Origin of the sequence: Leptolyngbya sp. KIOST-1 (assembly GCF_000763385.1) — a bacterium.
Lineage (GTDB): Bacteria > Cyanobacteriota > Cyanobacteriia > Phormidesmidales > Phormidesmidaceae > Nodosilinea.
In genome coordinates, this window is sequence record NZ_JQFA01000004.1 from 1,920,614 (window position 1) to 1,946,884 (window position 26,271).

Here is a 26,271-nt window from a genome sequence, read left to right on the forward strand (position 1 = left end):
AGGAAATGTCGAAAGATGAAAATAGGAATTTTAACTTTTCACCATACGACTAACTATGGTGCAACAATGCAAACCTATGCTCTCTATAGCTTTCTCAAGAAGCAAGGGCATGATGCTGAGATAATAGATTATCAACCTAAAAGTGCTGCTGATTACTATCGAAGCAAAATTATTTATCCGCTTAACACAAAATCAAAGAAAAAGGCTCTAAAAAATTTCACAGGAAATTTGATTCCAGGCTTTAAAAAATACATAAGCATGAAGGCTTTTTTAAATAAAAACCTAAAAATAAGCTCTCCAAGAAAAATTCATACTGGAAGCGCTCTCAGGGCAGCTCTAGAGGCAAGTAAATATAATGCTGTTATTTGTGGGAGCGATCAAATATGGTGCATCGACTCTATCCGAGGGTTTGACAAAGCTTATTTCCTTGATTTCTTTAAAAAAGGCATTGGCATTAAAAAAATAAGCTACGCCGCAAGTTTTGGCCCCACTGCCGACCTGCGCGAGCATGCCGAAACTATTTATTCCCTGATCAAACAGTTTGACGCTGTTTCAGTTAGAGATAGCAACAGCTTTCAATTAGTTCATTCAGAGTTTAAAGAAGTCGAGAAAGTTCTTGACCCAACATTTTTGATTGGGTTTGACGAATTCCTTGATTCTAGACCAATCAGTAAAAGTCCCTATTTACTCTTATACATTGACCATAGCCTAAAAAAAGAAGAGAGCCAATTTATCAAAGATCTTGCCAAGAAAAAGGGACTTACCATAATTGCTATTGGCGAGCCTCACCATGATCCGTATAAAACAGCTCAAAAGTATTTAATGCATGTTAGTCCTAGGGAGTGGCTTAACTACTTTAATCAGGCATCTTATGTAGTCACCAATCTTTATCATGGAACAATCTTCTCAATTAAATTTCAGAAAGAATTCACCAGCTTAGCGAGAGAGACAAAGCGAAACAAAACACCGGATTTACTCGGCCGTATCGGCTTGAACCATAGACTTTTAGAAAATGTCGAACTAAACACTCTAGGCAAACAAGCTGAGCCGATTGATTATGGAAATGTCAATCGTATTCTTGCTGAAGAAATAAGCGACTCTTCTCTTTTCTTAATAAATGCTTTAAAAAGCTAGGGCTGAATATAGAAATAGCGGATTTAACAACACTTTAGATAGTTATCTCAAGGCATGGAAGCTTTTGCAAGGTAAAATTATGATGAATCAAGAGCCTCTAATTAGTGTTGTCATTCCTACATTTAATCGCGCCTATTTTCTGAATAAAGCTATTCAGAGCGTTTTGGCTCAGTCATATAAAAACTATGAAATTATTGTCGTTGACGATAACTCTTCTGATCAAACAGAGGAAGTAGTTGGACAAGTTAAATATCCAAATTTTTTCTATAAAAAACACAGCAAAAATATGGGAGGTGGTGCGGCTAGAAACTCAGGTATCGATATGGCCAAAGGTGACTTCATCGCTTTTCTAGACTCAGATGACATCTGGCTACCTAAAAAGCTTGAGATTCAGATAGGAAAAATTTTAAAGAGCAAAAAGCCACTTGAGACCTTGTCATATACCCAAAGGTCTATGCAAAACACTTTTTCTGGCCATATTATGCCTGTCTTTTCTAAAGATCCTGAGGTATCTGTAGCAGATTACTTATTTGCGAAAAGGCCAGATGTTTCTTTAAAAGCTTTTCTAGTCTCAGAACGAGGCGATATGCAGTCGAGCACATTAATGCTGTCGTCCCAGCTTGCTAAGAAAGTAAGATTTTGTGATGATCTTAAGAAGCATCAGGACTGGGACTTTTGTTTAAGACTAGATCTAGCCGGAGCAGATTTTTTATTCGTTGACGAGCCTCTAACTCTTTGGGGCAATTCCCTAGAGGCAAATAAGGTGTCTAAAATAAGTGACTATAAAATATCTCTTCAGTGGATTAATACGTACAAGGGAAAAATTTCCCCGCAGGCTTTCTTAGGTTTCATGCTGATAGAGGTTTTGCCAAAAATGTTTATGCAGCGTGAAAACAAGATTTTTGCTCAGACAGTAATTTTCAGGTCTTTGATTAGACGGATAATCAATTACCAAGAGTTTCAGCTATTAACTGACAAAAATATTCACTATAAAAAGCGCATAAGGAATCTATTTTTAGCTAACGATAGCACTCCTAACTAGCATTATGAAAGCATTAATTATTAATCAGTCAGATATTGCGGGAGGAGCTGCCATCGCAGGATTTCGCCTTCACCAGGGTTTGCTCAATAGCGGAGTTCACTCTCGCATGTTAGTGGGCATTAAAAAGACACAGGAGGAAACAGTCGATATCGTTCCGCGAAAATATAGATTAGCTAATCAGGTCCGTCGTGTGTCTAGCATTTGGGGGTTGAATCATGTTCATAACGTTGGCAGTTTTTTCATACCGCAGCATCGGTACTTTAGAGAGGCTGACATCCTCAACTTCCACAACCTTCATTCTGGCTCTCTTAACTATTTAGCAATACCACAGCTAACAGCTAAAAAGCCTGCGGTACTTACTCTTCACGACATGTGGGGTTTTACGGGACATTGCTCCTATAGCTATGACTGTCAAAAATGGCAGTTAGGCTGCGGGAACTGTCCTTACCTTGATACTTATCCTGCTATTGATAAAGACAGTAGCAGATTAGAGTGGAAGCTAAAAAGCTGGATTTATAATCACTCTAATTTGACAATTGTGGCACCAAGTACTTGGTTAGCTCAACAGGCAAAGAAAAGCATCCTGGGCCATTTACCTTTACATCTCATTCCCTACGGTTTAGATACAGATAAATTTACACCTTTAGGTACTCGAGAATGCCGAGAAAAACTGGGAATACCCGCAGAGAAAAAAGTCTTGATGTTCGCAGCGGCCAATTTTTCTGAAACTCGCAAGGGAGGAGATCTTCTGCTTCGAGCTTTGCAGGCTTTGCCTGAAACTCTAAAGCCAAATCTGGTACTGCTAACCATCGGAAATTCAGAGGGCACCGAGCTTGAAAATCTCAGCATTCAGCATATTAATCTTGGTTATTTAACATCTGAAACCGATAAGACTATAGCTTATTCTGCCGCTGACCTATTTGTATTTCCCACTAGGGCTGACAACCTGCCCTTGGTTTTGCAAGAGAGTATGGCTTGCGGCACACCCTTAATTTCTTTTGATGTTGGAGGTGTACCTGATATGGTTCGCCCAGGAGTCACTGGCTATTTGGCTCATCCGGAAGATGTTACTGATCTATGCAATGGCATTATTCAGATTCTCGAAGACGATGAAATGCTAGCTCAAATGAAACTGAACTGCCGCTCGATTGCTGTCAACGAGTATTCGCTTCAGACTCAGGCTGATAAGTACAAGAAGTTATTTGCCGAAATTCTTGAGGAAAAAGTTGCTTTGAGCTGTGTAGGGTAGCTATTTTTATGACTAAAGCCCAATTTACCTTCTGTATACCCAACCTTAATAAGATAGATTTTTTGCCCGCCTGCATTAACAGCATGCTAGTCCAAGATTGTCAGGCTTGGCGCTGTGTCTTTGTTGATGGCTACTCTACCGACGGCAGCTGGGAATACATGCAGCAGTTTGCCAACGACCCCCGCTTTACCCTGCTGCGCGGCAAACGCCAGGGCATGTATGCCGACTGGAACTATTGCCTAGAGCAGGTCAACACCGAATATTTCTATTTTCTCACCAGTGATGACCTTTGCTATCCGCAGCTGGTAAGCAAAACTACCCGCGCGTTAGATCATTGCCCCGACATTGATGCCTGTCATTTTAAGTTTGACTACATCAATGAATATGACCAAATCACCCGCACCTACACCGATATTATTGCGTCTGAGATGCCTATCTACCTCGACGCTAGCAACTATGCTCACCGGCGGGCGGCGCTGTTTGAGTTTTTAATGCACTGTGTCTATCGCACTATCTATCGCACCATGACCTCCCTGGTGCTGCGGCGCAGCCTGATCTCACAAGTTGGGCCATTCTCCACCCAGGTCGGCTCAGCCGGTGACTACGACTGGACCATGCGTCTCACCATGCACACAGATACTCTATTTATTCCGGAAACCCTTACCGCATGGCGTAAATATGAAGGGCAGGCCACGCAGTCGCCTCATTCAGTAGGCAACAATAGACGTATTTTTGAGATTGCAAAGGCCAACCTTTGCCAGATTCAGCAGGGTTCCGAAGCTAGTTCATTCGGTCCTGCCCTCGATCCAACACTGACGCTGTCATTTTTATCCCGCGATTACGAGTTTGCCCTTTACAACCAAATACATCAAGCGACTAATATAGCAAATGCTCTGGATGCCCTTTTGCAGGCGACCCAAGCATTTCCCCTACATTATTTACAAGCCTTACTAAAACGTCTCGGCCTGTCATCACGGCAGTCCTGCCTAACGAAAAATGTATTAGCTAAGCAGCTTATTCAGAATAATCAGCTTCAATGGCCACCATTGCCACTGAAACTCTCCTCAACTGAGGATACAACCCCTAGCACTCAGGCCACCAGGTAAGTGAAAAGCAATCCCATGTTGCACCAAAAGACACTCAAAACTGGGGACCAAAGCTTGAACATCAAGGAGCTCTCCTTCACCGTTGGCAAACCGCCTCAATTTGCCGAAAACCCTTATCAAGAAAATTTGATTAGAGGTTTGGAAGGTAAAGGGATCCATTGCCTGAGGGAAAACTTAAACTATTTACTTCTAGCACAACTTAGAAACAACAACAAAATCGACATCATTCACCTTGACTGGTTGCACCCTTACTACAAAAGTCGTAACCGTTTTACTTCCACAATCCGGTGTTTATCCTTTATCAATAAAATATCTCTGCTAAAGCTACAGGGGAGCAAACTAGTATGGACAGCTCACAACCTGACTAGTCACAGTGGGTCTAATCCTGTCCTGGATCGGTTAGTCAGTAGCTTTGTGGTCAAAACCGCTGATGCAATTATTGCCCACTGCGAAGCTGCTAAAGAACAAATTATTTTGGACTTTAAGCTAAAGAACCCTGAGAAAGTTTATGTGATCCCCCACGGCAATTATATAGATTGCTACCCCAACACCACTAGTGCCCAGGCAGCCCGCTCTCAGTTGGGCATTGCTCCAGATGCCGTAACGCTTTTGTTTATGGGCATTATTCGCCCCAACAAAGGCATCTACGACTTGATCAACGCCGTTGAAGCCTTAGGCGACTCCAGACTACACCTGCTGGTAGTCGGCAAACCCTACCCCGGAGAAGCAGAGCACATTCGCCAGCGGCTCAGCCAATTGCCAAGCACTACTTTTATTCCAGAGTACGTACCCAACGACAAGATTCAGCTCTATATGAATGCTGCCGATGTTGTGGCCTTCCCCTACAAAAATATTCTGACCTCTGGAGCTGTAATCCTAGCCATGTCCTACGGTCGGGCCTGCATTGCCCCTCGCCTCGGTTGTATGGCAGAAACATTAGAAAATTCTAGGGGAGCTTTCCTGTACGACTCTAAAAACCCTGAAGGTTTAAAGGAAGCCATCCAAAAAGCTTTGGATGCCAGTGCTAGCCTCGCCGCCATGGGTGCCTACAACCGCAAACAGGCCGATCGATGGAACTGGAATGCGATCGCTCAGATGACTTTGGAGGTTTACCAACATACCTTCAACCATCCCTGTGATTAATTATATTAATTAAGTACTATGAAAATTTTTAGAATTTCCATTCCATTTTGGCAGCACTGGCTACAAATTCTTGATCAGCATCCAAACCTGATCAGCAAAACGTGGAGTGAACAACAGCAAATTATCAGTGAAAATTGGTTTGGCTACCCTCCCAACTGGAAAGCAGCCTTTGAACCGCTAGGTTATGAGGTAACTGAAGCTTTTGTCAACATTGATCAGCTTCAAAGGAAGTGGGTAAATGATCACCAATATGCCTTCAAGCAAGATCATTGGTTGATAGATATTGTAGAAGCCCAAATTGTGCATGAGAAGCCAGATATTCTGTTTCTCGCTGACACCTCTAGATTTTCTGCCGAATGGATTAATGAAATAAAAGAGAAGTGTCCATCCATTAAGCTAGTGGCCGCCTGGTGTGGAGTTCCATGGAAAGATAGTTCCATCTTTAAAGCCTGTGATCTTGTTCTTTCCTGCATTCCTGAACTGGTTGAAAAATTCAATCAAGCTGGATGCTGCGGACGGCATGTAAATCATGCATTCGACAACCGGCTTCTGAACAAACTAAATTCTTCCGTCACGCCCACCATTGACTTTTCATTTGTGGGCAATATAAATCGCAACAATACTTTTCACCTAGAAAGAGATTATATCCTTGAAAGGATTGTAGAGTTTGTCAATATTGAAATTTATTCACCTATTACCAACCACAAAGAAACCCTCACCGATCTAGCGAAACTCGCCGCCAAATCCAGCCTGTATGATGTCCACACTTGGCTAAAAAAGGCTCCTGGCATAGCCACCGTAGCTGAGAGTTTACCAATTTTCAAGAAAGTATCTCAGTTGCCCTCAAAGCCTCGCCGTCGGGTTAATCCTAAACTGAAACCCTATCTTAAGCAGCCCGTGTATGGCTTGTCCATGTTTGAGGTTCTACAGTCCTCTAAACTTACCTTTAACAAGCATATTGATGCGTCACCCAGATCAGCATCAAATCTGCGGTTGTTCGAAGCTACGGGCGTTGGAACCTGCCTGGTTACTGACCATAAAGACAATATAAAGCTATTATTTGAACCTGATCATGAAGTCGTAACCTATAAGTCGGCTGATGAATGCGTTGAAAAAGTCAATTGGCTGTTGCAACATCCCAAGCACAGGCAAGCCATCGCCGAATCGGGACAAAGACGAACTCTGAACGAACATACTTTAGGTCACCGAGCTAAAAGCATTGATGAAATATTCAAAAAAGCCCTAGCTCAAAACACCAGAACATTACGTTGTTAAGCCCTGGAAACGGAAGCCATACTAGGCAGTAAAAGTGCAGATAAAAATTTTGCTTCTTCCATTACCTATATGTCTATTGTCAGAGGTTAACAATGAAACTGATTGAGCATAAAATATATATCGTTCCCCTTCAGTTTGACTCTTCAAAACTCATTACTCGGGCTACAGGTCTCAAGTACGCCTCTGATATGACCTGGGACTGTGACACCATCGATCATTTAGATCGGCACACAGATAAATTAAATATTATAGATTGTCGCATTACCGAGGCTGAGTGCGAGTTCTTAGAAAACTATATTAGCCAACATAAGACCACACCCTTTATGTTGACCATCGCCGATCCTTACGAGTCGAAATGTAAGGATCACTGGTATTACAAAATGCTGTTTCGGGTTAAGAATATGCCAAATGTCACATTCTTAACCAAATATTTGCCCGCTGAAATCGTCAAAACCCTCCAAGATTCAATCCCAGAAGACAAGATGGTCTTCATTCCCTATCCTTTTGTCGATAGCTATAGCTCCAGCTCAAATTTTAAGCATCGACGTAAAAAGGTTATTTTTTCAGGCTCTATTGGAAGTATCTATCCCTATCGCTGTCGATTTCGCAGGCGGGTTAAGCTCAACCCCCTGCTATGGTCTAAAGTAACCTTTCTAGAACACCCCGGCTATGCTGACATAGGAGAAAATCTAAAGCATCAAGTGATTGGCGAAGCGTATATTGACCTTCTATCCAACTATCGGTTTATGTTTGTTAGCCCCTCACGATGTGGGCTGGAGTTTATGAAATATCGAGAATGTGCCTATGCCCGCTGTGTACCAATAGGTAAAGCCCCCGACAGCTTTAGTGAAGCCATGAGCAGTGCTTTCCTCCACCTAGACTTCGATCGCATTTACCAATCACTCCAAAAGTGCTTCTCAATTCCTGTCGATGAGCTTGAAGCCAGGTCAAAAAGCTATTACGAAGCGTTTGCAGCCGAACGAAACCCAGAGATTTTAAACAAAAAGCTCGATGCTTTTCTTGAGTCACGTGGTTTTATCGAGTGAGTGTGCCAGTTTTGTGCTGTGGGTTAGCATCTAGCACTCCCAAATCCTTCCCATGAAAATCGCTCTAATCAGCTTTGAGTACCCACCCGACACAGCCTACGGGGGCATCGCCACCTACGTCCAGCAGGCTGCAACCATCCTGGCCCAGCGAGGCCATCAGGTTGAAGTGTTTGCCGGCAGCCGCACTCGCACAGGCTCCCTGCCGGACGGCGACATAAGTATTCACCGCATTCAAGTCAACCAAAAAGTTGACTTTATCCGGGCCGTGGTGCCCGTGTTCCTGGAGCGCCACCGCGCCGTCAACTTTGACGTCATGGAGGGTCCAGAGTACGGAGCCGATGCCGCTGCGATCGCCCAGGCTGTGCCCAAACTGCCCCTGGTGGTCAAACTCCACACTCCCAGCGAACTGATTGCCGCCTACGAAGGTCGACCCAACTTGTTAGGCCAGCTTCGTACTCGTCTTGGTGCCCTCAGACGCGGCATTCACCCCTTCCGGGATTTAGAACGCACCCACACCCTCGACGCCGATGAAGTTGCGGCCCCCTCCTGGGCCCTGGGCAAAGACCTGATGCAGCGGTGGGGCCTTGACCCTGAAAAGGTTCATCAATTTCCGCTGCCTTTTACCCCGAACCCACGATTGCTCGACATTCCCATCGAAACGTCAACCCAACGAGTTACCTTCATCGGGCGCTTAGATATCAAGAAAGGAGTAACTGATCTGGCCGAAGCCATTCCAGCGGTTTTAGAACAGGTGCCTGGAACCCGATTTCGCTTCATCGGGCGCAATGGCCTATCGCCAGTGCCCCATCAGGACATGCAGCAGTTTTTAACCCAAAAACTAGCTCCCTATTTAGAGGCCGTAGAGTTTACTGGGCAGGTACCAGCCGCCGAAATTCCAGACTACCTGGCCGATACCGATATTTGCATCTTTCCTAGCCGGTGGGAGAGCTTTGGCCTGGTCTGCCTGGAGGCCATGGCTGCCGGGCGCGGGGTAATCGGCAGTCGCGCCGGGGGAATGGCCGAAATTCTTACCAGCGATCGAGTAGGACGACTGGTGCCACCAGAACGACCGGACGCGATCGCCGCCGCCATTCTCGAACTACTGGAAAATTCAGAGCTGCGGCAGCAGCTGGGTTGCCAGGCTCGACAAAACGTACTGGACGAGTACAGTGGCGATCGCATTGCCCAGCTTCAGGAAGCTAGCTATGAACGTGCGATCGCAGTCCGGCAGAAAAGTCCCCCTCGTCCGCGTCGCCTGCTGCTTTGATGCTACGCCCGCCTGTTTACCCACTACCGTTGATCCATTCGGCCATGCTAGATCCCAACCCTATGTCAACTCCCCTGGTCAGCGTTGTGATTCCAACCTATAACCGCAGCGACTACCTGCGAGATGCGATCGCCAGCGCCCTGGGCCAAACCTACACCAATATCGAAATTGTCGTCACCGACGATTGCAGCCCCAGCAGCCCTAAAGACTTGGTTGAGTCCTTCAATGACCCTCGGATTCGGTTTTTGCAAAATTCAAAAAATCTCGGCATCACCCTGAACATCACCAATGGCTTTAAGGCGGCAAACGGCAAGTACGTGGCCAGCCTCAACGATGACGATCGCTGGACTCCTGATTTCTTAGCCAAACTGGTGCCGCCCCTAGAGGCTAATCCAAACCTATCGGTGGCGTTTTGTGACCACGCCATCATTGACGCCGATGGCCAGGTAGACCTGGTAGCTACTCAACAAAACAGCCAGCGTTGGCAGCGTGCCCAACTTCCCGAAGGCACTTACCAGCCGTTTTGGAAACTGGCCCTGGTCGATCGAGCAGTCTCCTGTGCAGCAGCGGCAGTCATCCGCAAAGATGTCGTTGATTGGCAGGAGTTGAGCACCGCTGGTGTCCAGGGCATGGGCCGCCACTGGGACTACTTTTTGGGTTATCTGGTCTGCCGCCAGGGCCATGGAGCCTACTACTGCCCCGAATACCTAACTCAGTATCGCGTTCATGACCAAAATATTACCGCCCTCACCAACCGGAAAAACAACTCCACCAAAATCAACTCTGGATTCTCGCGGGTGTACTGCTACGAGCGCTACCTGGCCGATCATCAGCTTCAGGAACTGTGGCCCTATTTCAGACAGCAGTTGGCGATCGGCAAGACCACCCTGGGTATTGGTCTGCTGCGCGACGGCAAAGCTCGCCAGGCTCGCCCCTATTTCTGGCAAGCGCTACGGCAAAATTTGAATCCACGCACCGCTGCTGCCTTGGTGCTGAGCTTTATGCCGTCTCCTCTATTGAATCGAGTTTGAAGCTGCCCGGCAAATAGCACGATGCCTAAGATTCTTTATCTAATTGCCTCCCATACCAATCCCACTCAAGTAGCGCGGTTGGCCAAGAGCTTGCTGCACAGTTCCTCCGATGCCAGGGTACTTGTACACCACGATGGCTCCAGGCCCGCCCTTACCACTGGCACGTTTGCCGACGACCCCAGGGTAATGATTTACCCCATACCGCTCAGCGTAAAGTGGGGGGACTGGTCTGTGGTCGAGCTAGAGCTGCGGTGCCTGGCGTGGTTGCAGGAAAAGGCCGTTGAGTTTGACTGGCTGGTGCTGCTCTCGGGACAGGACTACCCACTTCAGCCTTTGGCAAAACTGGAGCAATGTTTAAGCCAGACCACCTATGACGGGTTTATAGAACACTTTCCTGCCGAATCTCCGCCTGAGACGCAATGGAACTGGGATCATCGCCTCAGCCTTGAGCGCTACTGGTTTCGCTACTACACTGCGCCCCCCCGGTGCAAATGGCTATTTCGTAAGCTTTACCGCCCCATTAACTGGAATCCCTGGCTACGACTAAAGGGTGGCCGTTTTGGGGCCAAGATCGCCCTGCGGCGGCGCACTACTCCATTTTCAAGTTCCTTCCGCTGCTACGCGGGTTCGCAGTGGCACACCCTCAATCGTCGCTGTGTCGAATACATTCACCGCACCGTTCAGACCCGACCCGACCTGGTAGAACACTACCGCCATACGATGGTGCCCGATGAATCGTTTTTTCAAACCATTCTGGTCAACAACCCTGACCTCAACCTGTGCAACGACAACCTCCGCTACATTGCCTGGCGCCCACCCTATCCAGCCATTCTGCAACGCGACGATTTTGATGCCCTAATTCACTCTGGCAAGTTTTTTGCCCGCAAGTTCGACACCACCGTCGATGCCGCCATTCTGGACCGGCTCGACGATTACTGCTTGGTCAACCGTCCATGATGGTCAGACCGCCAGGCCGCACAGGCTTTGGGCCAAGACCTGCATGTGAAGAGTTAGTGAATTTGGTCGGTTGGGAGCGTTTCCTCTCGGATTTAGCTGATGCCCCTTGAAATTCTATGCAGAGACCCGTTCTCCAGCCCCCAAGTCCCATGAAAACTACCGTTCTTGTACCCACCTACCGCCGCCCGCAAGATTTGCAGCGGTGTTTGGAGGCACTTCAAAACCAGCAGCGACTTCCTGATGAAGTTCTGATTGTGCTGCGGGCAACCGACCAACCAACCTGGAACTTACTGGAGCAAAATACCTTTTCACCCCTTACCATTCGCACCCAAATAGTAGAACAACCGGGTCAGGTTGCCGCTCTCAATGCGGGGCTCGATGCCGCCAGCGGAGACATCATTGCCATCACCGACGACGACGCGGCCCCTCATCCCGACTGGCTCAAGCGGATTGAGGCCCACTTTTTAGCCGATGCCCAAGTCGGCGGCGTAGGCGGACGCGACTGGGTCTATATGGGTGGTACCCTTCATGGCCCTACCGCTGACCAGGTGGTACCCAGACCAATCGGACAGATTCAATGGTTTGGTCGTGTAGTTGGCAACCACCACCTGGGAACCGATAAGCCCCAGGAGGTCGCTATCCTCAAGGGAGCCAACATGAGCTATCGCTGTACGGCCATCGGCTCCGCTCGATTTGATCCCAGACTGCAGGGAACAGGGGCTCAAGTACATAACGACCTGGGCTTTAGTTTGGCCATTAAACGGCAGGGCTGGAAGCTCATCTATGATCCTGCCATTGCCGTCGATCACTTTCCGGCTCAGCGGTTTGACAAAGATCGGCGAGATGCCTTTTCATACGGGGCCACCCTTGATGCCGCCCACAACGAAACTCTGATCTTGATGAACTATTTCGCCCCATTCCGTCGAGCCATCTACCTGGGATGGTCCATTTTGATTGGGACCCGAGTCAAACCCGGTATTGTGCAACTCTGTCGCCTGTTACCCCGGGAAGGACTGCAAAGCTGGCAAAAGGGAAAAGCCGTTTTACAGGGACGCTGGCAGGGATGTCGCACCTGGCTTGGTAGAACAAAAAAACTTACATAGAAATTACAAGCCACCATGAAAATTTGCATCGTTACTCCAAAGGTTTCGCGCAACGATGGACAGGGGCGAGTGAACTATGAACTGGCACTCTACCTGGCTACTGCCGGACATCAAGTTTCTCTCCTGGCCATGAAAATTGACTCAGCGCTGGGTAAAGCTTCCAATCTTTCTTGCCAGGAACTTTCGCCACCGGCATGGATACCTACGGCCCTTCTGCGCAATCAGTGGTTTGCTCTGCGGTCCCGGCAGTGGATTCGTCGTCGAGCTCAAGACTTTGACATTATTCACCTCAACGGGTCATTGAGCTATTATCCCGCCGACATAAATGCCAGCCATTTTGTTCATGCTAACTGGCTAAAGTCAGTTTACCATCCGTCGAAAAGCTTTGGTGGCATCTACGCGGGCTATCAGTGGTTATACACCAAATTAAATGCCGTTTGGGAGCAGAAAGCCTACCACTCAGCGGCTATAGTAGTCGCCGTTTCGGACTTTGTCCGAGACAGTTTAATTCAGGATGTCAACCTGCCTCCCAGCCAAGTTAAAACCATTCTAAATGGTGTTGACATTCAAGAGTTTGCACCACTCAAGTCAGGGGACGACAATTTTCTATCTAAAGAATTAAGTGTTCCTGAGGATAGTTTTTTCATTTTTTTCTCGGGTGGAATTCGAACAAACCGCAAAAATCTTGATCTAGTTATTAAAGCACTAACCCATTTAGACTCATCTTTTCATCTGGTAGTTGCTGGGTCTAACTCGGGTAGTCCTTATCCGGCTATGGCCAGGGAACTAAATGTCAGCAAACAGGTTCACTTCTTGGGCCATCGGACTGATATATCAACCTTACTGCGGTGTGCCAATGCCTTTGCGTTCCCCTCCCACTATGATCCCTATCCCCTATCAGTCTTAGAAGCCCTAGCCAGCGGAGTTCCGGTCATTACAGCACCTTCCGTAGGTAGTTCTGCACTCATTCAATCGGGAGTCAATGGATTTTTATTAAAACACAGTAACGATTTGGAAGGTATGGTCGCATCCCTGAGCTACCTGGCTAAAGAACCTGAATCTGCGGCTCAAATTGCCAGGGCTGGACGCCAAACAGCTGAAGATCTTAGCTGGGAAAAGATGGGAAAAAGGTATGAGAATCTTTATCATGAAGTGTATCTTAAAAAACAAAATTATTTACTTTCCGGCGCAGTCACCAATTCACCTTAGCCATTTTTGCTAACCTATATGCCTAATATTTCTGCGCTCAAGCATTCCTAAATTAAGCCCACACGTATGCTTTCAGATACTTTAAAGCCTCGCCGAACAAGGGGACTTAATTTACAGCCGCCTCAAGCCTGGACGGCTATTCTAGCGCTGGTACTTTTTACCGCCCTCTGTTTGGCAGCTGGAGCAGGAAGTATTTTGCGCTATACCTTTCCCGCAGGAGCGTTATTAGTAGGATTATTTCTTTTCCAGCGGTATCCTCTGTTGTACATGGGGTTTACCTGGTGGCTTTGGTTCCTTACTGCCTGGGTGGCTCGGATGGTCGACCTCCAGGCCGGATGGGATGAGCAGCGAGTGATGTTAATTGCGCCAGTTTTGGTCACCTCGCTCTGCGGTATTACCGTATTCAAACATTTGCCTACTTCCTGTAGCCGGGGTGGTATGCCTTTTGTATTGGGCATGTTGGGGGTATGTTATGGCTTTTTCTTGGGGTTGGTTCAGTACCCCATGTTTCCAGTGGTGCGTGCACTAATCGACTGGCTGCCACCGGTTTTGTTTGGCTTTCATATCTACATACACTGGCGCGATTACCCCAGTTATCGCCAGAATCTGCTGCAAATTTTTCTGTGGGGAACGTTGATCTTGGGGGCCTACGGTATTTATCAATATATGGTCGCTCCCGAATGGGATCGCTATTGGATTACCAGTTCCGGTATTAGAAGTATGGGGTCGCCTACCCCCAGAGGCATCCGGGTCTTTGGCACGCTGCACTCCACCGGCCCCTATGCCACCGTGATGATGGTGGGGCTGATGCTGCTGTTTGCTAACCCCACCCCCCTGAAGCCGGTTGTATCGGGGGCAGGGTATTTGGGGTTTATGTTATCGTCGGTGCGGTCAGCCTGGGGTGGATGGCTTGTGGCCATTCTTATCCATCTGTCATCGCTCAAGTCAAGCCTGCAAATGCGGCTGATTATGGCCGCTGCCATCATGATGGTCTGTGTGATTCCCCTTTCTCAGGTGCAGCCCTTTGCGGGTGTGATTGGCCCTCGCTTGCAATCGTTGACCAACTTGACCAACGATCGCAGCTTTAACGCCAGGACTGAAATCTACGACGAAAATTTCAATTCAGCGCTGTTGCAGGGTTTAGGCAATGGGCTTGGGGCAATTACTCGCGAGAACGTCGTTGATAGTGGTGTGATTGAGCTGCTGTGGACCCTCGGCTGGATGGGCGCTCTGCCCTACCTAATTGGTCTGCTAATGCTGCTGATGGCCGCGATCATGAATACTGAAAGTCGCTTTGATCCCTTTGTGAGTGTCTCCAGGGCCATCGGTATTTCTATTCTGATGCAAATTGTTATCACCAGCACCATGCTAGGAGTCTCGGGCATTATGCTGTGGGGTTTTTTAGGGTTTACGGCTGCCGCCCATCAATACTACAAGCACAGACCACCGCCGCTGCTTTAAGCAACGAATACCCAGCGGCAAGTTGTCTTAACTCAACTCCTGCAATGCTCTAACTAGGGAACGATAATTTTAATGCTCAAATTGCAGCCATGCTCGATTCAATAGGTACAGGTTACCAGGCCAGCCTATTCCGGGTTTCGACTGTTGAAGATTTATTTTCGCCACTCCTTATTCAGGCATTTAGACGCTCAGAGCCCTTTAAGGGACAGAGAGAAAAGGGGAATTTCCAAAGGTACTTTACCGAATCAAATGGCCATGAAAATTCTCCATATTTTGAACCATATCCAAGAAACGGGCAACGGCATCGTCAATGTGGCCGTTGATCTGGCTTGTTTGCAGGCCCAGGCTGGCCATAGCGTAGGGGTAGCCTCGGCAGGAGGGAAATATCAGAACCTTTTGGAACGCTATGGCGTGCAGCACTTCTCCCTCGATCAAACCCGTCGACCAGCAAACTTGCTTCTAGCGGCCCGACGGTATCGCCGTGTGGTGCAAGACTTCCAGCCTGAGATTGTCCATGCCCACATGATGACCGGGGTAACGTTGGCCAGGGCACTGCGCTATGGCCACTCGTACACTCTGATTTCCACAGTCCACAACGAATTTCAGCGCAGCGCCATCTGGATGGGCCTGGCCGACGGGGTAATTGCCGTAAGCCAGGCTGTGGCTGAGGCTATGGCACAGCGAGGAATTCCGCAGGCAAAGCTGAGGGTAGTGCGCAATGGCACGTTGGGGAGTCCCCGCCGCCGTGGCGAGAGCGCATCTGCGGTGCATAGCCTTAACCATCCGGCGATTGCCACCGTGGCGGGGATGTACCACCGTAAGGGCATCGCCGATCTGATTGCCGCCTTTGAACGAGTTGCGCCTCAGGTGCCCACCGCTCACCTGTATCTAATTGGCGATGGCCCTGATCGCGCTGAGTTCGAGACCCAGGTCCAACGGACTCAGGTGCGCGATCGCATTCACTTTGAAGGGTTTCAACCTGAGCCCCAGCGATATCTGCGGGCGGCTGATGTGTTTGTACTGGCCTCCCACAAAGACCCTTTTCCCCTCGTATTGCCGGAGGCAAGGGAGGCTGGCTGTGCGATCGTGGCCAGCCGGGTTGATGGTATTCCTGAGGCTTTGGAGCAAGGCCAGGCCGGTATACTAGTGCCGCCCAAAGACCCTATGGCCTTGGCAGAAGCCCTCATGAAGCTGCTAAGCAATCTTGAAACCCTTCAATTCTGGCGCAGACAGGCCCAGGAAAACATTAGTTGGCTCAGTGCCCAGCGAGTCTGCACCGAAACCCAAAACATCTACAGAGAGTTTCACCGATCCCCGTAGGGTAGCCAGTTCCCCAGCTCCTATTCCGATTATTCTCACCACGTTTATTTGTGCGTCCTATGAAAACTCTTCAAATTGGTATGGGCTGGTTTCCCGAACAGGCGGGCGGGCTCAACCGGGTCTACTACGATTGTGTTCGCTACCTGCCCAAGGCCGATATACACATTCGCGGCCTGGTAGCGGGCAGTTCTCAGGTTGCTCGGACCACGGGTGGGCAGATTCAAGCCTTTGCCGCCATGGAGGCTCCTCTGCTGGGTCGGTGGCAGCAGATCCGCCAGCGCTTCAAGCAACTCACCGCCGCTGAAGATTTTTCCCTGGTGGTGTCTCATTTTGGCCTCTATACGTTTCCCCTGCTCGACCAACTGGGGGCTTACCCAGTAGCCATGCATTTTCAGGGGCCGTGGGCACTGGAGGGTAAAGTCGAGGGTAACAGCACCTGGGGCATGCGAGCCAAGTGGCTGTTGGAGTGGAGCACCTACCGCCAGGTGCAGCAGTTCATTGTGCTTTCCGATGCCTTTCGCCAGACTCTCCATCGCGAGTATGGCATCCCCTACGACCGTATTCACATTGTCCCCCCAGGGGTAGATACCACCCGCTTTGATACCGGCGTTACCCCAGAGGAAGCCCAGCAGCGGTTGGGCTGGCCCAGCGATCGCCCCATCCTGCTAGCTGTGCGCCGTCTGGCTCGGCGCATGGGCCTGGAGAACTTAATTGCGGCGATCGCCCAGGTGCGTCAGCAGCATCCCGACGTCCTGCTGCTCATTGCCGGCAAAGGTACCCTCAAAGCCGAGCTGGAGCAGCAAATCCAGGACCTGGACCTGGCCGGCCACGTAAAGCTGTTGGGGTTCGTCTCCGATACTGACCTGGCCCTGGCCTACCGCGCCGCCACCCTGTCGGTGGTTCCCACCGTTTCTCTAGAAGGCTTTGGCCTGATTGTAATTGAGTCTTTAGCCAACGGTACCCCGGTCATGGGCACCCCAGTAGACAGCATTCCCGAAATTCTCACCCCCTTTTGCCCCGACCTGCTCTTTGAGGGCACCCGCCCCGAGCACCTGGCCCAGGGCATTAGCGAAGCCCTATCGGGTCAGCGGCAGCTGCCCAGTGCAGCAGCTTGTCAACGATATGTCGAAGACAACTACACCTGGCCGGTAATTGCCGAGCGCATCAAAACCGTCTACCAACTGGCGATGGAGAGCTAGCCTATGAAGATTCTCTTTCTCGACCAGAGCGGCAAATTGGGGGGGGCTGAACTGTCTCTGCTCGATGTCGCCAGCGCCTTTTCCCCAAACTGCCTGGTGGGCATCTTTCAAGATGGGCCCTTTGCTGAGGCTCTAGCCGCGCGGCAAATCCCTTACCAGGTACTCACCCAGGCTCCCATTCAAGTCAACAAAGACAGCGGCTGGGCCGATAGCCTTAGCAGCATTGGCCAGGTAGTGCCTCTGGTGGCAACCATCGCTCGTCTAGGCCGGAAGTATGACCTAATCTATACCAACACCTCAAAGGCGCTGATTTTGGGTGCCTTAGCCAGTCGGCTCTGCGGCAAGCCCCTTGTCCACCACCTGCGCGACATTGTCTCGCCCGAGCACTTTAGCGCCGCCAACCGCACCCTGCTGATTACCGCGGCCAATGGGTGTGCAACCCATGTGATTGCCAACTCCAGGGCAACCGCTGCCGCCTTTGTCGCCGCCGGAGGCAACGCAAAAAAGGTCAGCGTGGTCTATAACGGGTTTCTGCCCCAGGCCTATCAAACGGCGACGGAATCGACCCTACGGGAAGATCTGGGGCTGGGCAATCGGTTTGTGGTCGGCCACTTTAGCCGCCTTGCCCCCTGGAAGGGGCAGCACATTCTCATCGAAGCCCTGGCCCACTGTCCGGAATCCGTCGTGGCGCTGCTGGTAGGCGATGCGCTGTTTGGCGAACAGGACTACGTGGAAACGCTGCACCGCCAGGTCGAACAGCTGGGCCTGAACCACCGGGTCAAGTTTCTGGGCTTTCGCTCCGACATTGCCCAGCTGATGCAGGCCTGCGACCTGGTGGTTCATACCTCAACCGCGCCGGAGCCCTTTGGCCGGGTCATTGTCGAGGCTATGCTGTGCCAGCGCCCGGTCATTGCCGCGGCCAGCGGCGGTACCGTCGAGTTAATCACCCACGGTGAAACCGGTTGGTTGTGTCCGCCTGGCCAGCCCCAAAAACTGAGCGACTTGATCTGCCACAGCCACCGTCAGCCCGCGCAAACCCAGGGCATTGCCCAGGCGGGTTACCACCACGCCCTGGCCCACTTCACCCTGGAGACAACCCAACAGGCGCTGCACCAGCAGCTGGCTCAGGTGGTTGCCTGAACCTGGCCAGGGCATCGGGGTGGGGCTTCCCAGGTTGCCCAGTAAAGTTTTGACGCCCTGTAGAAGCTGTAGGTATAGAAACGGTAAAGCCTTCGCTCCTGTCCGGTTTTACCCTCAAGCCTCCGTAAATACTCCTAGGCGAGTTCTGGGCTCCAGACAAGAACGCTAACCATAACTGCAAAACATCAACCTATAGTCCACCGCAAACCTTTATCCCTATGGCTTCTTCTTCGTTACGCAGATCTCCATCGCCGTCTTTTGAGGCTACCCCTGGACAGTCCCTTTGCCTGATTGTGGGTTTGGCCTGTCTTGGCGGGTTCTTAGTCGATTTTTTGATTTTGTTGCTTCCTCCTCAGCCCTTCGATATTCAGTGGCGAGTGGGACTACTGCAGCAGGTGGGCGATCGCAGCATTGTGCTGCTACTGGGTCTATCGCTGACGCTCTACGGAATTTTAGACAATCGCCGCCTGCGCAAGCAACTTGCCCTCCTCTGCCTGGGGCTAGGGGTAATGTTTGCCCTCTCGGGGCTGCTTACGGTGCGCGATAGCCTCAAGTTACAGGATCTGACAGTAACCCGCATCGCCAGCCAGGAGGCCCAGGTGCGCGACCAAATTGCCACCGCCCAGGCCAACCCTCAGCAGGTGTCGCCCGACCTAACCCCCGAACTCCTCCAGCAGGCGTCCCAAATTCTGACCGACCAGGTAGATGTGGCCAAGCGCACCGCTACCACCAACGTGCTCAAGGTTGGAGCCAACAGCGTTGGCAACTTAATTGTCACCGGGCTGGCCCTGATTGCCGTTGGTCGCTTCGGTAGCCGTACTCGCGGCTAGAGCAACAACATTTAGCCTGCGTTAATCGGTGGGGTAAAGCAAAAGACCGATGTCAGCCGTTATTTACAGCATTCCGGTGCCATGCCCAAGTTGGTTAGCCAAAAACAGTTAAAACAGGCCCTGCGGTGGTGCGTTACCACCCACCACGGCAGGGTCGTTACGGTGGGGCTAATGGTTGGTTTGTTTTATTGGCATACTTACATCAGCTTTTTTGTCGAAGACCTTTGGAAAGGGAAATCCCAGGTCGTTTTGAATGTGGGTTTTTTGTACCTGGGTCTACGACCGTTTTGGGCTCACCGCCATGACCTGGCCAAGGTCACCGTTTTAGCAGACGATCGCATCATTGGTCACGTCATCATTTTGGCGGCTGCCCTGTGGCTACCCTTCAGCGGCAGCTCCATATCACTCCAGGCATTTCTGTGGATGCTGATTTTGATCGGCATTGCCTGGAGCTCGTTTACCCCAGCGATATTTGGCTCCTTTCCCCTGGCCTCACTGCTAACTTTGGCTGGCTTTTACCCCGACTGGATTTGGCTCTCTAGCCAGGTCATTCAGGCTGTAACCGGGCCTTACCAGCTCGAAAACGGTATGGCCTGGGTTAGCAGCCAGCTGCTAAGGGCCATGGGCCAAACAGTCGAGGCCCAGGCTAGATTTATCAACCTACCCGCCGGAGCAGTCGAGGTAGCCCCTGGCTGTAGTGGGTATGATATGGCCTTTGTGCTGGCAGGCATTAGTGTGGTGTGGGGGCTGTTAGTTAAGCAGACCTGGCCGCGCATTTTGCTGGTGGCAACTTTGGGCATTGCGACCGCCCTCATTCTCAATATTCCTCGCATCATGCTCATGACCTTCGCCGCCGTCTACTGGGGCGAAGATTCTTTCAATTTTTGGCACGGAGCTTGGGGCGGGCAGATTTTTTCAGCCATCATGTTCACGGCCTACTACTATGGTGCGATCGCGGTGTTCAACCAATCCTGCCCCCAACAATCTACCAGGGGCTAGACCTATACTTGCTCATCTAGTACATCCAATCAATCCGCCCATCCTCTTAATCAATTTAGGCACCAACAACATTATTGCATTTAGGAAAACAATGAATTTTCTAAGAAAACTCGAAAATTTTATGACATAAGCCCCTCGGTACTGATATACTTCCTAAGTGTAAATACGAACATCTACCCGAAGCTGCCAATCCATGGCTTCACGCATCTCCTGCTCTAACACCTAGGGCCAGACTTTAAAGATTAAAGAATCAGGGACCCTCACACTGCGAATGCTGTTCTAGATTCTTCTTAGAAAACACATGAAAGCACAATTGTCCAAAGGGGCTGCTGTCGTTAGCGCTGCTGCTGCCGTAAGCCTGCTACAGGCTCTGCCAGCGTCAGCTTATACCATCAATGACGCAGCCAAATCGATCACTTTTACCTTGGGTGATCCCCTACCTGAAGTATTTACTGTTGAGTTTGATGGTTTTGTTGAGCGAACCTTAATTACTGGGCTCACCTCTAAAGCCAATGTAGAGCTTAAGAGCTTTGATGGTACTCAAGCAGTTTTTGACTTTCAATTGTTTAACACAACTAGCGCTCCCCTAGGCTCTAGGGTATCGGTTTTGGGCTTTAATGCAGGCCCTAACGTCACCGCCACCGTAACTGGTGATTTCAATACTGTCGGCTCTGGAAACGTTCCCACTCTGGGGGAACGGGAAATTTGTTTGAAAGCCGGCGGCGGTCCTAGTTGCGCAGGAGGTGGGGGTGCTGGTCCCTCGGCTGGCCAAAATATCACCTTCCAAACCATCCTAACCTTTGCTTCTGCTCAAGATTCCTTCACCCTTGACAACTTCTTTGTGCGGTATCAAGACATCACTGGAGTTCCGGCGGGTACCAGCGGTGTGGGTGTGGGCACTCCCATCCCGACGCCAGCACTGCTGCCTGGGTTGGTGGGTCTTGGCATCGCCGCGCTACGCAAACGGGGCGAAGCGGCTGAGGATCAGGAAGCCGCTTAAATTCTCTAGCTTAATGGGCTAGGGATCTCTGGTCAGGCCACCGGGCGCACCACGTTTGCAGTGGTGCGCCCTCATTTTTTATCGTGTTTCTCAAGCCGAGCGATCGCCTTAATACCAAAACCGAATCACATAAACCCCGACTCCCAACGGGCAAAACCGTAGGGGCAAATGGCATTTGTACAGGGAAATCGGGGGTAGCCAAGCAGGATTTGGTATAAGCCCTGGCTGGTCTTTGCCCTTGCCACTTGGAAAGCGACGGAAGTAGGCTCCCCGGTACTGAACCTTGAATCCACTGCCCATATCCATCCTTGGTGAACGTGGGGCCGAATTCCCTGTGAGCCCGGTTCTGGGTGTGGCAGCCTAGTCAACCCATACACAAGGGTAGGCACAACAAAAAGCTCCCGATCCCAAGGGATCGGGAGCAAACACATTAGGCGATAACGCTCACCGCCTTAGCGGTTGGGCGCCTAGGCCTCTTGCTCATCGCTGTCCTGGTCACCTCGCTTGCGCAGAGCAGCTACACCTAGGCCCACCAGCCCAGGCAGCAGCGCTGGGGTAGGAATAGCGGTGATACCGCCCGAAAAGCTCGAACCTTCAGAAGAGATCAAACCAGGCGCCAAAATAGTTTTACCTTGAGCGGTGAGAAACCCATCCCCAGCCAAGCCAGAGGGAGTAAAGAAGCCAGAAATAAAAGCTTCAAAGTTACCTAAGGGAGTTTGGGAAAGTTCAAAGGTTTCAAGGGTAAAACCAATACCATCTGCCAGACCACTGAACCAGGGTAGCGGGCTACCGGTAAAAGCCCAGGTTGTAACCGTAGTTCTGGTCAGTAACAGGTCACTAATAGAGAACGTAGTACCCGGTACGCCAAAGGCAAACACATTGCTAAGGTTAAATGCTGTGCCAGCACTGGGGCCAAAGCCACCAGGAAACGCTCTGAAGTCCAGGGTAGCGGTGCCGCCAACAGCCACATCGCTCAGCCTAGCTGTACCGGCAAACTGCAAAGTCTTACCTTCAATCGTAGCGGCTCGTGCTGGAGCCTCCAGGACAGCGACTGCCGAAAAGGCCGCAGCCGCGCTTAAGCCTAAGCCAAAAGCTCTTAAACTCATAACTCAATCTACCTTGTATATATGAAAGGGTACCAACCCTAAGTAGGACAAGGAGCAGAATTTTGCTCCTACAGAACCGTTGGTAGAGCACCTTGGGCAGATACTGCGCTTATGTTCTTTAATAGTCCCCCAGGTCTGCTGGCCTTCAATAGAAAGCACCCAGTGCGGCTCAGCCATGGTGAGCTAAAAAATGAACGCGCAACAAACTCGGTAGATGGTTTTCTGCAAATCGCCACATAATAGCACAGTCTCATTGTGCTAAAAGTGTTTTGCAGCCTGTACATGAGTATAGAAGCGGTTTCCCAGAAAGTGTGCCCTCATCTCTGCGTAGTTTACCTAAGCTTTAATATTGTCAAACCGTTTCCCAGATTTACTAAGTGACCTCGCTGATAGGTAACTGTGAATTTTCACATCGCCTCCATCACCCGCTTAAGCGGCTCCTCCGTCAGCCCCAGCAACGTCACGATTTCATCGATCGCCATTCCCCTGACCACCCTCGTTCGCGCCGCCTGCACCAGCTGCGCCTGCGCCTTCAAAAAAGCGGCCCAGATCGCTTGCCTCTGTACCGGGCGATAGCAACTCTACCACCACCTCCGGCGATCGCCCCTCCTGCCAGACCACATAGCTACGCCGCAGGTTTTCGCCATCGTAAAGCCGAGGCACCCCCACCGCCAAAAACCAGTCCGGGCGCCGGTGCCACAGCGGATGCTGCGCGTCATAGTAAACATTCAAAGCACTGGCTGCAAACCAGTTTTCTCGGCTGTAGTGAGCCAGAGTCAACGTACGGCTCAACAGTTGCCCGCAGCTAGTGATCTACAGCCAGCCATCGGCCCCGTTGTGCAACGGCTGAACCGTTCTTTGAGGTGCTTAGCCCCTGCAAACCATTGTTTGGATTGCCTAAGCTAACGCTAGGTCAGCCCCTACCAAAGCTCAATCTTTACTGAAAAAAGTTCTCAGGCTGCTAAAGCTGATGAATTAAATTCATCCCAGGCGAAAGGATCAGAAGCTAATTAAAAACGGCCCTTAATCTTCCACCTGGCGCAGCAGAATCACGGTGACCTCGCTCTGCTGGGCGATCTCCAGGGGCACATTGCCCTTGATCACCTGGCTGAGCAGGTTCTCCCGCGAGGCCCCCAGCAAAATGGCGTCGGTGCGGCAGAGGCGGGCCATATCGACGATCGCCTGGGACACTGAGGGATGGGTCAGCACCTGGGTGTAGACCGGGCGGTGCAGGGTTTCCTTCAGCCCGTCGGCCATTTCCGAGAGGTGCTGGAGGGTGAGGCACTCGCCCTTTTCGGGGTGGCAGATGGTGCAGAGCTGAATTTCCGGGGCGTGGCCCAGGGTGAGCAGCCCCGGCAGCAGGGCCTGGGCGCTCTGGGCGTTGGGGCCGCCGGCGGTGGGGATCAGCCAGCGATCGAAGGTGAGGTTGCGGCCCGGGCGCACCACCACCACCTGGCAGGGGGCCTGGCGAATGAGGGTATCGACCACGCCGCTGATGACGCGGCCGGGGGTGAGGGTGGGGTGGTGCCAGCCCATCAGCACCAGGTCGATGTGGCGGGTTTTGATCACCTCCAGCAGGGTGCGGCCAATTTCGTGGGCCGCCCGCACCTGAAAATGCACCGACAGACCGCTATTTTCGGCGTAGGAGAGGGCCAGCTGGCGCAGCGGCTCCACCCCCTGCAGATCGACCCTGGCCTCGGCGGGGGCAACGCTGCGGGGCACCGGCACCACGTGGACGCACTCCAGCTCGTAGTGCAGGCCGTGGGCGATCGCCGCCGCAATTTTGATCAAATCCGGCGCGGTGCGGGGGTCGGCCAGGGGCACCAGCAACCGGCCCTGGCCAGTGGCGGGGGCGCGCTGCTGAAAGACCACGTAGGAGGGCTCCGCCTGGGGGCCCAGCTCAGACAGTTCGCCGCTGACCTGGTCAGACTCGGCCCGAATAATGTCGGCGCGGGTGATGATGCCCACCAGCTTGTTGCCCTCGGTGACGGGCAGGCGGCTGAGCTTGAGCCGGTTGAGCAGGTGCAGCACCCGGGGCAGGGTGGCGTTGGGGGCCACCGTCACCGGGTGGGGGGTCATGATGTCGGCCAGGGTGAGGTACTGGTCCAGCCCCTGGGTCGCGGTTTCGCTGAGGTCGCTTTGGGTGACAATGCCCACCAGCCGCCCGTCTTCCAGCACCGGAAAGCCCCGGTGGTGCGATCGCGAAAACGCCTGCACCACCTCCGGCAAACTCATCTGGCTGGAGAGGGTTTCCACCCGCCGCTGCATCAGGTCGGCGGCCCTGAGGTGGGCCCAGGGGTTGTTGGCCTGGGCCACCGGCTCCAGGTGAATGCCCTGTAGGGCCAGCAGCCGGTTATAGATGGAGCCATCGTTGGCGCGATCGGCAATCAGGTAGGCAATGCCCGAACCGATCATCAGGGGCAGCACCAGGTTGAAGTTGGCCGTCATCTCAAACACGATCACGATCGCCGTGATCGGCACCCCCGTCACCGCGCTAAAAAACGCCCCCATGCCGGTCAGGGCATAGGTGGTGGTGGTGGCCAGGTCGTCCGGCAGGGGCCAGGCCCCAAAGCCGGTGTAAACCCCCTGGGCCAAAAAGCTGACCAGGCAGCCCAGGGCCGCCCCCAGCACCAGCGACGGCGCAAAGATGCCCCCCGCCGCCCCGGAGCCGTAGGCCAGCAGCGTCAGCAAAAACTTGACCACAAAGGCGATCGCGATCAGCTGCCAGCTGGCCGACCCAGTGACCAAAAACTCCTGCAGGCCGGTGTTGTCGACCGCCGCCACCGGCACAAACACCCCGACCACCCCGGTGATCAGCCCCGCCAGGCCGATGCGCCCCGGCAGCCCCAGCCCCTTAAACTGCCGAAAAAAGGCCAGACTGCCAAAAATGCCGCCGCGAAACAGGGACCCCAGCAGTCCCGCCGCCAGCCCCAAAATCATCAAAAAGGGCAGGTCGTGCACCGACAGGCTGATGGGCTTGGCCTCCATCGCCAGGTTCAGCCCCTGGCCGCCCAGCAACCGCGACACCACCGCCCCAATAAACGAGGCCAGAATGGCGCTGCCCAGAGTGAGGTCGGAAAAGTCCTGCAGCAGCTCCTCGACCACGAACAGCACCCCGGCGATAGGGGCATTGAACCCCGCCGCCAGCCCCGCCGCCGCCCCCGCCGAGATCAGCTGCCGCCGGTAGTCGGGGGAGGTGGGCACCCAGCGGCTGAGCTGTGCGGCCAGGGCCGCGCCGATCTGCACCGTCGGCCCCTGCCGCCCCAGGGAAAGCCCCGACCCCAGCGCCAGCAGAGTACTGCCCAGTTTGACCAGCGCCACCCGCAGGTTGAGCGGCACCTTGGCAAAGCCCAGGGCGGCCTTCACCTGGGGAATGCCGCTGCCGGAGGCCTCCGGCGCCAGCCGCTCCACCAGAAATCCCGACAGCCAGCCGCCGATCAGACCAATGCCCGGCAGCATCAGCTCCAGCGGCAGCCCGCTGGAGGTGCGCCACAGGGCCAGCCACTCCACCCCCTGCTTCAGCAGCACCGCCGCCAGCCCCGACACCAGCCCGATCACGCACGCCTCGACGATGGCAACCCGCTTGCGGCTCAGCAACGGCTCCAGGCGCTTTTGCAACATCAGATCAGGAACGGTAGGGGGTTAGAACAGGGG

At 52.0% G+C, this 26,271-nt stretch carries 22 protein-coding genes; 19 read left to right on the top strand and 3 right to left on the bottom strand.

Annotated features, from left to right (window positions below; translation table 11 throughout):
* Positions 1-15 precede the first annotated feature (15 nt).
* From NF78_RS25410 to NF78_RS25495, 19 genes are all read left to right on the top strand, one after another.
* Positions 16-1,134, top strand: a complete 1,119-nt coding sequence (locus NF78_RS25410) for a polysaccharide pyruvyl transferase family protein (RefSeq protein ID WP_072016253.1) — start codon at positions 16-18, stop codon at positions 1,132-1,134.
* Between the two features lie 79 nt (positions 1,135-1,213).
* On the top strand, positions 1,214-2,176 hold the full coding sequence (locus NF78_RS25415) for a glycosyltransferase family 2 protein (RefSeq protein ID WP_052050949.1): 963 nt from the start codon (positions 1,214-1,216) through the stop codon (positions 2,174-2,176).
* Positions 2,177-2,180: 4 nt separating this feature from the next.
* A complete protein-coding gene (locus NF78_RS25420; protein ID WP_035992805.1) occupies positions 2,181-3,425 on the top strand; it encodes a glycosyltransferase family 4 protein in 1,245 nt (414 codons plus the stop codon).
* 8 nt (positions 3,426-3,433) lie between these two features.
* The gene (locus NF78_RS25425) at positions 3,434-4,531 is read left to right on the top strand and encodes a glycosyltransferase family A protein (protein WP_035992808.1); all 1,098 of its coding nucleotides are present in this window, start codon (positions 3,434-3,436) and stop codon (positions 4,529-4,531) included.
* Positions 4,532-4,546: 15 nt separating this feature from the next.
* Positions 4,547-5,674 carry a glycosyltransferase gene (locus NF78_RS25430; RefSeq protein ID WP_052050950.1) on the top strand — a complete coding sequence of 376 codons (1,128 nt, stop codon included), beginning with the start codon at positions 4,547-4,549 and terminating at the stop codon, positions 5,672-5,674.
* 18 nt (positions 5,675-5,692) lie between these two features.
* Positions 5,693-6,949 (top strand): glycosyltransferase, encoded by a 1,257-nt coding sequence (locus NF78_RS25435; protein WP_035992812.1) that lies wholly within the window; start codon positions 5,693-5,695, stop codon positions 6,947-6,949.
* A 92-nt stretch (positions 6,950-7,041) separates the two neighbouring features.
* On the top strand, positions 7,042-7,995 hold the full coding sequence (locus tag NF78_RS25440) for a hypothetical protein (RefSeq protein WP_035992814.1): 954 nt from the start codon (positions 7,042-7,044) through the stop codon (positions 7,993-7,995).
* Positions 7,996-8,047: 52 nt separating this feature from the next.
* Complete coding sequence (locus NF78_RS25445; RefSeq protein ID WP_035992816.1) at positions 8,048-9,262, top strand: glycosyltransferase family 4 protein; 1,215 nt, start codon at positions 8,048-8,050, stop codon at positions 9,260-9,262.
* A 62-nt stretch (positions 9,263-9,324) separates the two neighbouring features.
* Complete coding sequence (locus NF78_RS25450) at positions 9,325-10,293, top strand: glycosyltransferase family 2 protein (RefSeq protein WP_197064964.1); 969 nt, start codon at positions 9,325-9,327, stop codon at positions 10,291-10,293.
* A 21-nt stretch (positions 10,294-10,314) separates the two neighbouring features.
* Positions 10,315-11,250, top strand: a complete 936-nt coding sequence (locus NF78_RS25455; RefSeq protein WP_035992822.1) for a beta-1,6-N-acetylglucosaminyltransferase — start codon at positions 10,315-10,317, stop codon at positions 11,248-11,250.
* A gap of 149 nt (positions 11,251-11,399) precedes the next feature.
* Complete coding sequence (locus NF78_RS25460) at positions 11,400-12,353, top strand: glycosyltransferase family 2 protein (RefSeq protein WP_035992824.1); 954 nt, start codon at positions 11,400-11,402, stop codon at positions 12,351-12,353.
* A gap of 15 nt (positions 12,354-12,368) precedes the next feature.
* Positions 12,369-13,562: a glycosyltransferase family 4 protein gene (locus NF78_RS30085; protein WP_072016254.1), complete on the top strand. Its 1,194-nt coding sequence runs from the start codon at positions 12,369-12,371 to the stop codon at positions 13,560-13,562.
* 66 nt (positions 13,563-13,628) lie between these two features.
* On the top strand, positions 13,629-15,023 hold the full coding sequence (locus NF78_RS25465) for a glucose-6-phosphate isomerase (protein ID WP_035992826.1): 1,395 nt from the start codon (positions 13,629-13,631) through the stop codon (positions 15,021-15,023).
* 255 nt (positions 15,024-15,278) lie between these two features.
* The gene (locus tag NF78_RS25470) at positions 15,279-16,343 is read left to right on the top strand and encodes a glycosyltransferase family 4 protein (protein ID WP_035994128.1); all 1,065 of its coding nucleotides are present in this window, start codon (positions 15,279-15,281) and stop codon (positions 16,341-16,343) included.
* A 59-nt stretch (positions 16,344-16,402) separates the two neighbouring features.
* Entirely contained in the window at positions 16,403-17,542 is a 1,140-nt protein-coding gene (locus NF78_RS25475; RefSeq protein WP_035992829.1) for a glycosyltransferase family 4 protein, read from the top strand.
* Positions 17,543-17,545: 3 nt separating this feature from the next.
* Positions 17,546-18,682, top strand: coding sequence for a glycosyltransferase (locus NF78_RS25480; protein WP_035992831.1), 1,137 nt, complete (start codon positions 17,546-17,548; stop codon positions 18,680-18,682).
* A gap of 218 nt (positions 18,683-18,900) precedes the next feature.
* Positions 18,901-19,512, top strand: coding sequence for an HpsJ family protein (locus NF78_RS25485; protein WP_052050953.1), 612 nt, complete (start codon positions 18,901-18,903; stop codon positions 19,510-19,512).
* An 81-nt stretch (positions 19,513-19,593) separates the two neighbouring features.
* Positions 19,594-20,511 carry a cyanoexosortase C gene (gene crtC / locus NF78_RS25490; RefSeq protein ID WP_035992834.1) on the top strand — a complete coding sequence of 306 codons (918 nt, stop codon included), beginning with the start codon at positions 19,594-19,596 and terminating at the stop codon, positions 20,509-20,511.
* A gap of 301 nt (positions 20,512-20,812) precedes the next feature.
* Positions 20,813-21,511 (top strand): cistern family PEP-CTERM protein, encoded by a 699-nt coding sequence (locus NF78_RS25495; RefSeq protein ID WP_052050954.1) that lies wholly within the window; start codon positions 20,813-20,815, stop codon positions 21,509-21,511.
* Between the two features lie 467 nt (positions 21,512-21,978).
* Here NF78_RS25495 and NF78_RS32015 read toward each other — a convergent pair whose 3' ends face one another.
* The 3 genes from NF78_RS32015 to NF78_RS25510 form a co-directional block, all read right to left on the bottom strand.
* Entirely contained in the window at positions 21,979-22,389 is a 411-nt protein-coding gene (locus NF78_RS32015) for a PTPA-CTERM sorting domain-containing protein (RefSeq protein ID WP_197064965.1), read from the bottom strand.
* A 696-nt stretch (positions 22,390-23,085) separates the two neighbouring features.
* Positions 23,086-23,409: a Uma2 family endonuclease gene (locus NF78_RS25505; RefSeq protein WP_072016255.1), complete on the bottom strand. Its 324-nt coding sequence runs from the start codon at positions 23,407-23,409 to the stop codon at positions 23,086-23,088.
* 231 nt (positions 23,410-23,640) lie between these two features.
* Entirely contained in the window at positions 23,641-26,238 is a 2,598-nt protein-coding gene (locus NF78_RS25510) for a chloride channel protein (protein ID WP_035992837.1), read from the bottom strand.
* Positions 26,239-26,271: the final 33 nt, after the last annotated feature.

Coding starts and splice junctions, on each gene's coding strand:
- NF78_RS25445 (WP_035992816.1), top strand. CDS start 8,048: ATGAAAATCGCTCTAATCAGCTTTGAGTACCCACCCGACACAGCCTAC.
- NF78_RS25430 (WP_052050950.1), top strand. CDS start 4,547: ATGTTGCACCAAAAGACACTCAAAACTGGGGACCAAAGCTTGAACATC.
- NF78_RS25475 (WP_035992829.1), top strand. CDS start 16,403: ATGAAAACTCTTCAAATTGGTATGGGCTGGTTTCCCGAACAGGCGGGC.
- NF78_RS25470 (WP_035994128.1), top strand. CDS start 15,279: ATGAAAATTCTCCATATTTTGAACCATATCCAAGAAACGGGCAACGGC.
- NF78_RS25425 (WP_035992808.1), top strand. CDS start 3,434: ATGACTAAAGCCCAATTTACCTTCTGTATACCCAACCTTAATAAGATA.
- NF78_RS25415 (WP_052050949.1), top strand. CDS start 1,214: ATGATGAATCAAGAGCCTCTAATTAGTGTTGTCATTCCTACATTTAAT.
- NF78_RS25410 (WP_072016253.1), top strand. CDS start 16: ATGAAAATAGGAATTTTAACTTTTCACCATACGACTAACTATGGTGCA.
- NF78_RS30085 (WP_072016254.1), top strand. CDS start 12,369: ATGAAAATTTGCATCGTTACTCCAAAGGTTTCGCGCAACGATGGACAG.
- NF78_RS25510 (WP_035992837.1), bottom strand. CDS start 26,238: ATGTTGCAAAAGCGCCTGGAGCCGTTGCTGAGCCGCAAGCGGGTTGCC.
- NF78_RS25480 (WP_035992831.1), top strand. CDS start 17,546: ATGAAGATTCTCTTTCTCGACCAGAGCGGCAAATTGGGGGGGGCTGAA.
- NF78_RS25465 (WP_035992826.1), top strand. CDS start 13,629: ATGCTTTCAGATACTTTAAAGCCTCGCCGAACAAGGGGACTTAATTTA.
- NF78_RS25450 (WP_197064964.1), top strand. CDS start 9,325: ATGTCAACTCCCCTGGTCAGCGTTGTGATTCCAACCTATAACCGCAGC.
- NF78_RS25435 (WP_035992812.1), top strand. CDS start 5,693: ATGAAAATTTTTAGAATTTCCATTCCATTTTGGCAGCACTGGCTACAA.
- NF78_RS25420 (WP_035992805.1), top strand. CDS start 2,181: ATGAAAGCATTAATTATTAATCAGTCAGATATTGCGGGAGGAGCTGCC.
- crtC (WP_035992834.1), top strand. CDS start 19,594: ATGCCCAAGTTGGTTAGCCAAAAACAGTTAAAACAGGCCCTGCGGTGG.
- NF78_RS25440 (WP_035992814.1), top strand. CDS start 7,042: ATGAAACTGATTGAGCATAAAATATATATCGTTCCCCTTCAGTTTGAC.
- NF78_RS25495 (WP_052050954.1), top strand. CDS start 20,813: ATGAAAGCACAATTGTCCAAAGGGGCTGCTGTCGTTAGCGCTGCTGCT.
- NF78_RS25485 (WP_052050953.1), top strand. CDS start 18,901: ATGGCTTCTTCTTCGTTACGCAGATCTCCATCGCCGTCTTTTGAGGCT.
- NF78_RS25455 (WP_035992822.1), top strand. CDS start 10,315: ATGCCTAAGATTCTTTATCTAATTGCCTCCCATACCAATCCCACTCAA.
- NF78_RS25460 (WP_035992824.1), top strand. CDS start 11,400: ATGAAAACTACCGTTCTTGTACCCACCTACCGCCGCCCGCAAGATTTG.